Origin of the sequence: Paenibacillus sp. alder61, from assembly GCF_020179875.1 — a bacterium.
GTDB classification, from domain to species: domain Bacteria; phylum Bacillota; class Bacilli; order Paenibacillales; family Paenibacillaceae; genus Fontibacillus; species Fontibacillus faecis.
The window spans coordinates 238,978-250,430 of record NZ_JAIUDG010000009.1 but is presented as its reverse complement, the minus strand read 5'-3'; the positions used below and the strand labels follow the sequence as shown (position 1 = coordinate 250,430).

Sequence of the window (11,453 nt, the reverse complement as noted above, 5' to 3'; positions counted from 1 at the left end):
GGTATCTTTGTATTCAAGGAGACCTCCTTTCGTATGTATCTGTACAATTCTACGATAACTGGGGTCTCCTTTTTTTGTAAATTATTCTTCTTACTTGTTATGTCATTTTTTTTGCAAGATTGCTGTGGTGCGAGCCCAAAAATCCGGTTATTGCCCGACTTTCTCTAAAATAAGACCCCAAAAGACCGCTATTTCACACCAAAGGGCCAAATTCGACAAAATAGCGCCGCAAAAGGCGCTTATCCACCGGCCAGAGTTCGAAGAGAGGCGGTTACAGCATTGGACCCCCGGGTTAATGCAACGCTAGTGCATTAAGCCACCTTTTCCTTTCGTTGTACATCGTAGCTTGAACACTCCTATGATAACGAAACCATCAGTTGGTTTTTGGCTATAAGCATCACTATACCACCCGCATAGCTGGTGGTTTGATTGTTTCGCCCGCTTCGCCACCTTAACTGGCTAAAGCCCCAAACAAAAAAGCGGGACCGCTTGGCGCCCTGGCCAATCCGTCCCACCGCTTTCGGCAAACCCATACAGGCTCACTTTACACGTCATAGTTCACGATGTAATTCTGCAGCCCTGTATTGTAATAACCGATGCTCAGCTCGATGATCCTTCCCCGTCCGTCACGGGAATAGCGGCTGCGTTTCAGGAGGGGGGTTCCCTCCTCCAGATTCAGCATATCCGCCACCTCGGGCCCGGCCGACTCTACGCCGAATTCGTCCCGCAGCCGGTCCAGGGACAAGCCCTGCTCTTCCAGCAGCTCATACAACGATTGATCTTTCATATCGGTCAGTTCCAGGCCTTCAAGCTCGATGGTCAAATAGTGCACGTAAAAAATATACGGCTGATCGTTCAAATCATAAAGGCGCTCCATCCTCAAGCAGCGCGTGCCGAACGCCCGGTACAGTTCCGTTCCTTCCTCGTTCGACACGATTTCCGTCCGCAGCCACCGCTTGCGGATTCGGTGTCCGGATTCCACGAGAATTTCCGTGAAAGGCTTCCACTTCGACAGTTTGGAGGCCGCTTTGTTCCGGATGACTTTCGTGCCCTTCCCGCTGCCTTTTTCCAAATAGCCTTCCTGCACCAATTCACTGATCGCCGCGCGTACCGTTATTTTGCTGACGGAAAATTCTCTCTCGAGCAGCGGTTCGGACGGAATGTTGCTTCCCAGCGCGTAAACGCCGTGCAAAATACGATCCTTTAAAATTTGTTTGATTTGCAAATATAACGGCCGGTCTTTTCGGGACAAGCTCATGTTCACTTCCACTACCTTTCCACATCGCCTATACGGCTGTCGATCGCCCGGAACACCTCCGCCTCCGAAGCCATCGGGGTATCGCCGGCGACCGTATGGGCCAGCATTCCCGCGGCAGCCGCGAAGTTCACGGACCGCTCCGGCGGAAAGCCCTCCAGTTCCCCGTGAATGATGCCGCTAGCAAAGGCGTCTCCGGCTCCAATGCGATCATGGACGGAAAAGGTCAGCCGCCGGGAAAACGCAAATTGTCCGCCTTTGTAAATAAAGCCGCGCAGGGAGTGGGAATTATCCGCATGGATATCCCGGTGCGTTCCGGCAATGACCCGGATTGCGAATTTGTCGGCCACCGCCGGAATCAGCGCCTTAAGCCGATCTTCCCGCGTCTCCTTCTCCGTATTCATGCCGAGGGTGAGCATCGCGTCCTTCTCATTCATCAAGACGATGTCCGCCAGCTCCAGCATTCGTTCGTAATGCGGCCGTGCGGCGAGGTAGCCCCGCTCTCCCCAGAGCGAAGGACGGTAGTTGCAGTCGAACACCACCGCCCCGCCCCGCTTTTTGACGGCTTGAGCCATGGCCAGCATATGGCCGCGGACACCGTCGTTCATGGCCAGCGTGATGCCGCAAAAATGGGCCGCGTCGACGGAGGCCGCGATGCCCTCCCAGTCATAGGTCCCTTCCGGCGCGGTGTTGAAACTGCTCTCCAGCCGGTTGGTATAAGTAACCCGGCTCGGCCGGACGCCGAAGCCGTTCTCCAAAAAATACATGCCCAGATAGCTGCCGCCCCGCTGCACGAAATCCGCGCCGATTCCGAGCTTCCGCAAATAGGCCGCGGCCGCGTCGCCGAGCGGTCCGTTGGGCAGGCGGGTGACGAGGTACCCGGCATGGCCGAACCGGGATAACGCCGAGGCGATATTTACACCGGTCCCGGAAAAAGAGTAATTCAGGACGCTGGATTGCGAAAGCAGCTCAACCCCCGGCACCTGCAGGCGCATCATCACTTCGCCGAACGCCGCGATCCGTTTAGGCATGGGTATCCGCCAGCTTTTTCATCGTGTCGAGCAGGGCGCGTACGTCCTGAACCCGGGTTTCGCCCGTCGCCTTCTCGATGATGGAGGAATACACGTGAGGAATGACCTGCCTTACGCCCGCCTCCAGGGCGATGCGCAAAATCGCCTCGAAATTGTCCATATCGATGCCGCCCGTCGGCTCCAGCGCAAATCCCGCTTCGGCGCAGGCCGAGGCGACCGCCCGGTACTCCTCTTCCCGGCTAAGGCCTTGCATCGGGAAATATTTGAGCGCGTTGCCTCCCATATCGCGCACAAGCGCAATTGCCGCAGAGACCGGTACGATCGCGGCTTCCCCGCCGGCCGCGCTGACCGGCCCCGTGGAAATGTTCACGTATCCCGGACGCCCGGTCGGGGACACCAGGCTGTTGATCCAGCTGTCCTTCCCGCCGAGGTTGGCCCGGGTCGCTCCGACCGCCGGAAACACCTGGTTGATGTGACTCCCCGGGTAATGCTTGGCGATCTCCGCCACAACCGCCGCCTGCCGGTTATCTCCCGCGCCGAGGCCGATGGAGACGGCTTCATCGATTTCCTTCCCGTAGGCTTTCATCGCGGCCACGGCTTCTTCAACCGTGGCATAAGCCTTGGAGAGCACCCCCACCAAAACATGGCCTTCCGCCGCCTCGAACACTTCCTTGGCGTTGGCGATATCCTTCGCCAGTACATTCAGAGCCACACGATCCTTATAGAAACGCTTTGCGATTTGCGACATCTCACTTGCCTCCCGTCAATTTTCGGATTTCGGACTCGATCACCTGGATGTCGTCCCCAAGCAAGGGGCGGGGGTCAATATCGAAATACCCCTGCCTTACCCCGTAATCCCGCGTATAAATGGCGATGTCCCCCTGCTGAAGAGCCGAGGCCACTTCCTTCGCGGATACGCCGACGGCCGCCGGATCGATATGAACGCGCCCGCGGTAAATGGCCCGTCCGGCTTCATCCTGGACGATCGTCACCCGGACCCCGGGAATGTCGTTCAGCGGCATCAACGCTTGCAGCGACGCTTTCTCCTGCTCGCTCTTATCTTCTTTGACCATGTATTCATCCAGGGCCTGCAGAAGACCGAAGATCGTTTCCTTGCCGACCTTCATACTGCGCCCGATGGCATGCAGCTGCACCTTGAGCCAGTCGATATATTGGCGTTTCCCGGCCACGATGCCCGAGGTGGGACCTTCGATCGCTTTGGAGCCGCTGTAAATCGCCAAATCCGAGCACGCCACATACTTCCGCAAGTCCTCTTCGGCCGCCGCATCGACGATAAGGGGGATTTCTTTGTCCTGAGCCACCTGCCAGGCTTCTTCGACGGAAATCATGTTTTTCTGGACCGTATGATGGGATTTCACATACAGGATCGCCGCGGTATTGTCGTTCACGGCGTCGGCGATATGCTCCGCCTTCCCTTCATTGGCATACCCGACTTCCACCAGCCGGCCGCCTCCCAAATGAACCATGGTCTCGACGGGAGCGCCGTACTGTACGTTGTGACCCTTGAGCAGGATGATTTCATTGCGGATGATGAATTCCTGGTGCAGCCGTTCGCTGAGCCGCCGATTTCCCCGCGTGACGAGCGCGGCCACGGAAAGAGCGATGCCGCTGGACGCCGAATTGACAACGACGGCCGCCTCGGAGCCGATCTTGTTCGCGATGTAATCCCCCGCCTTATCCACCAGATCAGCGATTTCGACATAGCTTTGTCCGCCTTGCTTCATGGCTTCCATCACCGTATCGCTCGGCGCGGACACGCCGAGAATACTCATGCGCCCGCTGGCGTTGATCACGCGCTTAAGGCCGTATTTCGCATTCCATGAATTCCCCATTCATCACAACTCCCTTGGCTCGAATAAGTTGCTTCGCCTGCCGCTCTTCGCCTTCCGAATCGCGCAGCACCGCCGGGCCTTCGTCCAGACGGAACAGCGTCAGGTTGGCGGTTTCTCCCGCACGTATGCGCGCAAGCTCCGGTTTGCCCAGCCAGGCCGCGGCCCGCGTGGTTACCATTGCGATGACTTCTTCCAAAGGATATCCCAGAAGAAGAAACTTCGACAGCACGCTGCCCATGCCGTACACCGGCCCGTTCAACCGGTTGCCGCGGTAGATGTCGGTGCTGATGGTGTCCGGCGCTATGCCGTACCGTTTGGCTGCTTCGGCGACCCGAAAGGAGAAGCTGGCCGTACCGTGTCCCACATCCAGGTGAACGCCCCGCCGGATCGCGTCGACCAGCACCTGAAGCGGCTGTCCCCCGGCGTCAAACAGGTTGTTCTTTTTGCCGTTCAAATAATGCGTGATGATATCTCTTCCCGCCAAAAGCGGAACGACCTCCCGGATGTCCGGCGGCCCCGACCCGATATGGACCATCAGCGGCAGTCCCGTTTCCCCGGACAGCTCCCGGGCCGCGCGCAGCGGCGCTATGCCGCTGTCCCCGACCACGCTTCGGCTGATGCGTGCCTTCAAGCCGACGATGAACTCCCCGGCGGCGTTGACCGCTTGGTTAATCTTTTCCCGGTCGATCCACTCCATGCGCGACAATTCGTCGACACGGCTCAGACCGATGCGCGATATATTCAAAAAAGCAAACACCCGCGTCTTCGCCCGCTCCCCGTCCTTGAGGAGGTCGGCGATCCGGTCCGCCCCGCAGCTGCCCGCGTCCACGATCGTGGTCACGCCTTGGCGGACCCCGATCTCATCGATCTCGTCGCCGTAGGGGTCGAACTCGGGAAACGCATGAACATGCATATCGATCCAGCCGCTCGACACGTACAACCCTTGGCCGTCCCGTTCCTCTGGAGCGCGGCCCTGGCCCGGCCCCGTGATCTCCGCGATCCGGCCGCGGTCGATCACGATATCGACCTCTTCCCCGCCGACTCGCTTTACGCGGCGAAGCACCCATGTCTCTCCCATGATATTCACCTTTTTCTTTTATAACATTATAATGTTTAATTTAGCATGAGGGGTCACTGAAGTAAATATAACGTTATAATGTTTGAGATTGCAGTTCCAAATCAAAACCGATCTCAAACATTCGGGTCCAAGGAAAATGCAGCCGGGCCAAACGGACTTCTCCATCCCGAATGCCTTGGAAATATTCCGCCGTTAGCCACTTCATCTTCACTTCCAAAATCGTCTGCACCTCATCCAGGCAATGGCCTATCTCGTAATAGCTCGCGTTCAGTCCGGGCAGATCGTTCTCCAGCATGTCCTGGCGGACGAGGGATTGATAAATAAAATCCTCCACGAGGCGCTCATAATAAAATTTCCGGCTTTCCCGGAACGTTTCGATTCCGGCCGTCTGTTCCGGATGCTCCAGATAGTAAGAAACGATGACGAAATGGGCGATGACCGTGCCCAGGGCGTTGCCCGAGGTGTTCCAGCCCGCATAGGCTGTCAACCGGTCCAGCAGTCCTTTGCTCCTCAGCAGCTGGATCAGCACGGGATCGCCGCCATTGCAGGTCGCGACATCGCCCAATGCGACATGCTTGCCTTTCCGGAGATAGGTTTCCGCGGCCTCCACGATTTCGCGGTACTGAATCTCCGAGAAATACGAACGGTGCCGCTCCCGGAAAGGAATCTGCTCCGCCATCCCCGCCTGGTCGACGGCCGGCGAATGGACGATCAGCACCAGCGGCGTTTCGCCGGAATGGTCCGCCAACACGGCACCCGCCGCGGTCAGGTGGGCTTTGACGCTCTCGTTCAGGCTCCGGTCCTCGTATTTCGGCTTGATGAACGGGCCTTTCGTCGAAGAGTAACGCACGAAAATTTCCGGCTTGTGCCGCTTGGTCTCGCAAAAAATATGCGAAAACATCGTGCACCCGACTTCATCGGCGCCGGGATAGATCATAACGCGGTCCATGACGCCCAGCTCCCACGCCCGGCCGATCATAAGCTGCTGCTCCTTCGGGGAAAAACCGTACTCGGCGTTGTCGTCCAGCGGGATGACCAAATGGTCGATCACGCCCTCGCGCGCCAGTTCCAAGGAATGGAGATTGACCTGCTGGTTGACCTGCCTGCGCCCGACGAAATCATTCAGATATTCCGGGGGAATCAGGGCCTTTACCCGTTCCAGCTCCTCCCGCTCCGCCTCGCTAAGGGTGTCCCGCTCCTCTTTGTCGGTCAAGTAGCTGTATCTAAAAATTTGCCCGCCGTGAAATTTGTAATAGTCCGGCTCTTCCTCGTCCTTGTTGTTGTTCGGCACCCGCATGATCAGATTGAAAGCGTGAATCCGCAGCCCCGGCCTCTGTTTCTTGATTTCCCCGAGCACGGACAAGCGCTCCAGGCATTCCTCGAAGGTCAGATGATGCAGGCGCGACGGAACGATGCCTCCATAAACCAGCAGGTCGATCGACACGAGCAGATAGTCCGCATCCGCGGTTTCCTTCAAAAGCCACTGCCGCACCGCCGCCGTATCGGCAGGTTTCTTTTTTTGCCCCAGCAGCCGGATGTCCGGCGCAGCAAGCTGCAAATCGGTCATTGCGGCAAGCCGCAGCGGAAACCGGTAATTGCAGGGTCTTTCGTCCAATGGCAGATAAACCACTTTTGACATGAGTGCGCTCTCTCCCTTTCGCTTAGGAAATTAAGCGTTTTCATTGTAGTGTACGCTTACTGCTATCTTAGCGCTCCCGACGGCAAAGAAACATCCCACGATTTTACGAAAATATCCAAAAAATGAGGCCGGGGGATCCTCAGAGAGATCCCCGCTCAAAAGCCTCCAGCACCAGAATTTCTTCCAATTCCGGGGGATTCGGCCAGTGAATGTAGCGTTCCCGCTCCAATTGGCGCAGCCCTTTCAGGATGTCTTTTTTGCCGCGGCCGGTCATCCGCTCCAGTTCTCCCATCATTGGCATCCTCCTGCGTTGGATGGTGAAATTAAACAGGATACGCAGCAGCTTGCGCTCAAGATCAGGAAGCATGGCTTCCGCCCCCTTTCACCGGGGAACAGGCCAGGATTTGGCTGGCCCGAAAAGCCCGGGGAGCCCCGCTGGTCAAGCAAGTGGCCCGCACCAAACCGCCTCTGACCGCATGAACTTCGATCCGCCGCTGCGTCACTTTCCCTTTCCGGTCCAGGTAGATGATCTCTACGATTCGTCCGATGTATTTTTCCACGCGCCTCATCTCCAAATAAGAACATTTGTTTGTATTATATGCGAACACACGTTCTTTATTCAACAAGAAAAAATCACCGTCTCTTCCGGGAATTCCTTGACAGCCGGAGAACTTACCAAAGCCGGGCAGGGGCTCCGAAACTTATGATTTGCGTTTAGAAACGGGGAGATGAACTTAAAATAATTAAAAGGAGTGAGTGCGATGGGACTATGGAAACCCGGTGAACGATACCGCAGTTGGGGAAAGGCCGTCCTATGGATCAGCGCGTTTGCGATTTTGCTGGGCTGCGGGTATGTAATGTACATTTTGTTTTCGGTGTACTGGGGAAAATAAATGGAGGAGGCCGCTCTTGAAAAGAGCGGCCTCTCTTTCATACGGAGTGTGTAATTCAAACTGCAGTGTTATACGATCCGTTCTTTACTTTTGTTGTTCTCTTCGTACATGAACTTATAAAAGCCCAATACCTCCGGACTTTTGGGAACCGTTAGCAGCTTTTGTTCCAGCTTCTTGTTAAAGTTTCTCGTCATGCCTTCCCTTCCGGAGGGAGAATAAAACTGCGCCAAGGCCGCTTCGCCGTTCGAGTTGATAAAGGAAATATTGTAGGGAAAAATCCAATCGGTCTTTTTCTTGAGGTCGGTTTCTTTTTTGGTGACCGCATATTCCTCGAACAGCCCTTTGTGAAGCGTCGTTTTGGCGTACTCCTCTTCCACGTAGTACTCTTTCCGTATCACTTCAGCGGAGGTGGCAATGATATTCTTGAGCGGGATTTTAAAAATATTCTCCACCACCCATTTGCGCCCGTCATGCCTTCCTTCGATCACATCCAAAAACTCTTCGTCGAAAAGCAACTGAAGCTCAATTTGCGGGTATTTGACCGGCAAGCCGGAAATAATTTTAACATATGTAGTTTTGGACACGATGTAAAAGCCCCCCAACCTGTCATGCATCTTTTTTCCAATTATACACGACGGTTGGCGGGGCTGTCTTCTTTTTTCGTCACATTAACTTGGCTTCGCGTCTTTCCATGCAGCTAATATTTGCCGCCGCAGCCGGTTGATCGCCACCGCGGCTTCCTCCCGGGTCAACGGCGCTCCGGGGCGTTCTCCGTCAAAAATGCCGCAAGCTTTCGCTTCGGCCCAATCCTTGGCCGCCCATTCGCTGACCTGCTCGATATTGCGTTCCTGTCCGGAAATATCATGGTCCTCCTCTCGCCTGGGGTTATTGGAAACACCGTATCTCCCCTGCAATTCCTCCGACGTTCCGCGGTACACGTTGAGATCGACATGGCCGGCAATTCCGGCGATCCGTCCGCTGTCGCTGTGCTGCCAAAACTCCCACTTTTTCCAGGCCGGAACATCGTAGGGAGCGGCCGAGCTGTAGCGAGCGACCCAAAGCGGATAGCTTTGCAGCGTTTCATCAAACTGCTGGGCGAACGCGTTGCCCGTATAGATGATCGGGCGGATGCCGGTCAGCCGCTCCACTTCGGACAGAAACGCCTTGGCAATCTGGTTGATTTGCGTCCGGCTCAAGCCTGCGGGGTTGTTTTCGTAGTCCATGACGGGCGGGAGGGCGAAGGGCGTGCCCACGCCTTGCAGCGTTCGCGCGAAATGCTGCGCCTGCTTTGCGGCCGCTTCGGGCGAGGTCGCGTCCAGGAAATGATAAGGGCCGGTAAGCAGCCCTGCCTTGTGTGCGCCCGCAGCGTTGCCGCGGAATTTCGGGTCGACCCAGGCCGTTCCCTGGGTCGCTTTAATAAAGGCGAAAGAGAGGCCTGCGGCCTTGACTTTCGGCCAATCGACCTCCCCCTGCCAATGGGAGACGTCGATGCCGCGCGCGTTACGGTTGCTTTTTGCCTGCATGATCCTTGATTCCCTCCTCGCTGTTTTCTCCGCTTTTGGATTGAAAAATCTTCACGGCGCTCCGCAGCACCTCCGGCATGGGAATCCCCATCCGCCCCACGTTTTCGATGATGGATAGCAGTTCCGTCGCCAAATAAAAAAAGATCACGGCATCCCGGATATAATGCCCTTCGCCTAAAATCCCGTCGATGAGATTGGCGATGGCGACCAGGATAAAAATCGTGACCTTGCGGATAATGCCTTCATGCCCGATCCGGCTGCGCAGCTCCCCGTTCATCCACGCGGCGACCCAGCCGGTAATCCAGTCGGCGATGACGAAGACGAGTAGAACCTGGAGGAGAAGGGTCCAACCGCCGACCATGTAACCCATCATCGCTCCGACAATAGAGGCTGTGCTGGTGGTGAAGTAATCTAGGTGGTCTTTCATGTCGATTGCCTCCTTGGGATTAGTGGAAAAGAAAAAGCCCCCGGATTTTCCGTAGGGCAAACAATAATAATTCCACTATTAAGTCGAATAAGTCGAAAACTATAAAACTATTCTAACTTATCTCTACCGGTAACCTTAGTATTCAAGTAAACAGCCAAGCGGAAGCATCAAATCTATAGTTTCCTTTAGCACTATTAGTTGGCGATGCACCAAGACCTCTTATACCAATTTCAAAATTATCTCTTAACTTCATCACCCATTCGGGAGAAAGTTCACTCTCAAAAGCTGAATATTTTGTTAATCCCTCATATTTATCGGCTTTTAGTCCTAATATTACATACATTTTCCCGATAGCCAGATTAAAATCAATTAAGGCAATTTCCGCTAAGTATTCGTCACTTTCATAACCTTCTTCGCTTACACTTAAAATTTGCAACGCTGTATTGGATGTCGTATGGCGTACCATAAAAAGATAACCGTGCCGGTTAGCCCTTAAATAAGCCCCCCTAGTCCCCACTAATAAAATTCTATTTCTATCCGGGTTGTTCGAGATGGTACATATATTAAAAAATTTATTGGAATCTGTTGTTTCTAAATCCCCTTGACTACTTATATTAATTTGTTCATAACCTTTAATGTCAATCTTCCCGATTTTTCCAGCCAAAGCTGAAAACGTATCGCTCCCTGATGCCGGTACTCCTTTGCCAGTGATGGCGGAAGCGATTGTGTTTTTCCCATCACTGACATTTGTAAAAAGCTCATTGATCGCGGCAACCGTGTTGGATTTAACCCCGGTGAGTAGGGATGCCAACGGGCCAACGGCGTTGTTTGCGGCATTGGCCGAGTTTTGGGCGGCCGCCGCCGCACTATTTGCGCTGTTGGCTGTATTCTGAGCCGTCGCAGCCGCTGAATTTGCCACACTAGCCGTGGCTTTCGCCGCCACAGCCGCATCATAAGCCGACTTGACCGCCTTGGGCGTGGCGGCAAGCGCTTCGCTGCTGCTGTTGGTGGCACTGGATAACTGCACGATACCTGGCTCGGTCAAAGTAGCCGAAGGAACATGGACTTCCTTCAGTTCCTCCCGCACCTCTCCCACCGCCGCATCAATCTTATCCCAGTTCTCATTCAGCATCGTCTCAATATTAAACGTGTCGTTCCCGTCCGCGACGGGGTCTTTTTTCAATAAATCAAGGTTAGGCGTTTTGCTGGCCAAGGGAACCACCTCCTGCAAATTTGGATAAAGGGATCTGCTCCATCTCGCTCAACGTCTTGACGCCATGAAGCTGATGGATCAACAAATAACTGAATTCGTACTCGACCGCCAGATGCGCCGGCTTAATCTCCTCGATCATCGCCCGCAAATCGTCCAGATTTGGCGGAATGCCGATCGTATCGACGAATTTAACCGTAAAACTCCACTCCGAAGGCGCAAAAGTCACATCGACTGTCCCGCCGTCGTAGGCTTCCGCCACGTTTTTGACCAGGCGGCCGGAGAACTGCCCCGCCCCGCGCAGCTTGGACTCCACTAAAGCCCGGCGCTGCTCCAACGGTTTTTCCTTGTCCGTGGTCAAACCCAATTCCTGTTCCCACCGATCCAGCCCCCACGTCGCCGTTCGCACAAAAAACTGGTCCAACGTCTCGTTTAGCGCCCGATAAAGCTCATCCAGTTCCGCGCCCTTCGCGTTCATATCCGAGCTCATAATGCGTGAGTTTTCATAATATCCCGGCAAAAAAGAGAACATCTCGCGTCCCAG

The 11,453-nt window shown here is 55.0% G+C and carries 13 protein-coding genes and 1 pseudogene; 1 reads left to right on the top strand and 13 read right to left on the bottom strand.

Annotated elements, in window-relative coordinates:
• Positions 1 to 544: 544 nt before the first annotated feature.
• From LBW89_RS11935 to LBW89_RS11900, 8 genes are all read right to left on the bottom strand, one after another.
• Positions 545 to 1,258: a GntR family transcriptional regulator gene (locus LBW89_RS11935; protein ID WP_148451432.1), complete on the bottom strand. Its 714-nt coding sequence runs from the start codon at positions 1,256 to 1,258 to the stop codon at positions 545 to 547.
• 11 nt (positions 1,259 to 1,269) lie between these two features.
• Entirely contained in the window at positions 1,270 to 2,286 is a 1,017-nt protein-coding gene (locus tag LBW89_RS11930) for a sugar kinase (RefSeq protein WP_148451431.1), read from the bottom strand.
• Entirely contained in the window at positions 2,279 to 3,034 is a 756-nt protein-coding gene (gene dagF, locus LBW89_RS11925) for a 2-dehydro-3-deoxy-phosphogluconate aldolase (protein WP_148451430.1), read from the bottom strand. The genes LBW89_RS11930 and dagF overlap by 8 nt, the downstream gene beginning before the upstream one ends.
• 1 nt (position 3,035) lies before the next feature.
• Positions 3,036 to 4,139 carry a DgaE family pyridoxal phosphate-dependent ammonia lyase gene (locus tag LBW89_RS11920; protein WP_148451429.1) on the bottom strand — a complete coding sequence of 368 codons (1,104 nt, stop codon included), beginning with the start codon at positions 4,137 to 4,139 and terminating at the stop codon, positions 3,036 to 3,038.
• A complete protein-coding gene (locus LBW89_RS11915; protein WP_148451428.1) occupies positions 4,105 to 5,217 on the bottom strand; it encodes an amidohydrolase/deacetylase family metallohydrolase in 1,113 nt (370 codons plus the stop codon). Before LBW89_RS11915 ends, LBW89_RS11920 begins: the two co-directional genes overlap by 35 nt.
• Positions 5,218 to 5,290: 73 nt before the next feature.
• The gene (locus LBW89_RS11910) at positions 5,291 to 6,856 is read right to left on the bottom strand and encodes a DUF4127 family protein (RefSeq protein WP_148451427.1); all 1,566 of its coding nucleotides are present in this window, start codon (positions 6,854 to 6,856) and stop codon (positions 5,291 to 5,293) included.
• A gap of 139 nt (positions 6,857 to 6,995) precedes the next feature.
• Entirely contained in the window at positions 6,996 to 7,223 is a 228-nt protein-coding gene (locus LBW89_RS11905; RefSeq protein WP_148451426.1) for a hypothetical protein, read from the bottom strand.
• Positions 7,213 to 7,425, bottom strand: a complete 213-nt coding sequence (locus LBW89_RS11900; RefSeq protein WP_148452607.1) for a hypothetical protein — start codon at positions 7,423 to 7,425, stop codon at positions 7,213 to 7,215. The genes LBW89_RS11905 and LBW89_RS11900 overlap by 11 nt, the downstream gene beginning before the upstream one ends.
• Before the next feature lie 192 nt (positions 7,426 to 7,617).
• Between LBW89_RS11900 and LBW89_RS27500 the strand changes: the two genes are divergently transcribed.
• Complete coding sequence (locus LBW89_RS27500; protein WP_263639132.1) at positions 7,618 to 7,749, top strand: hypothetical protein; 132 nt, start codon at positions 7,618 to 7,620, stop codon at positions 7,747 to 7,749.
• A gap of 68 nt (positions 7,750 to 7,817) precedes the next feature.
• Here LBW89_RS27500 and LBW89_RS11895 read toward each other — a convergent pair whose 3' ends face one another.
• The 5 genes and pseudogenes from LBW89_RS11895 to LBW89_RS11875 form a co-directional block, all read right to left on the bottom strand.
• Complete coding sequence (locus tag LBW89_RS11895; protein WP_148451425.1) at positions 7,818 to 8,333, bottom strand: hypothetical protein; 516 nt, start codon at positions 8,331 to 8,333, stop codon at positions 7,818 to 7,820.
• Positions 8,334 to 8,417: 84 nt separating this feature from the next.
• Positions 8,418 to 9,272 (bottom strand): glycoside hydrolase family 25 protein, encoded by an 855-nt coding sequence (locus LBW89_RS11890; RefSeq protein ID WP_148451424.1) that lies wholly within the window; start codon positions 9,270 to 9,272, stop codon positions 8,418 to 8,420.
• Positions 9,250 to 9,699 carry a holin family protein gene (locus LBW89_RS11885; protein WP_148451423.1) on the bottom strand — a complete coding sequence of 150 codons (450 nt, stop codon included), beginning with the start codon at positions 9,697 to 9,699 and terminating at the stop codon, positions 9,250 to 9,252. Before LBW89_RS11885 ends, LBW89_RS11890 begins: the two co-directional genes overlap by 23 nt.
• Before the next feature lie 943 nt (positions 9,700 to 10,642).
• Positions 10,643 to 10,774 (bottom strand): annotated as a pseudogene (locus LBW89_RS27895) (phage tail protein); the annotation flags it as partial.
• Between the two features lie 118 nt (positions 10,775 to 10,892).
• Positions 10,893 to 11,441 carry a YmfQ family protein gene (locus tag LBW89_RS11875; protein WP_225039205.1) on the bottom strand — a complete coding sequence of 183 codons (549 nt, stop codon included), beginning with the start codon at positions 11,439 to 11,441 and terminating at the stop codon, positions 10,893 to 10,895.
• Between the last annotated feature and the right edge of the window lie 12 nt (positions 11,442 to 11,453).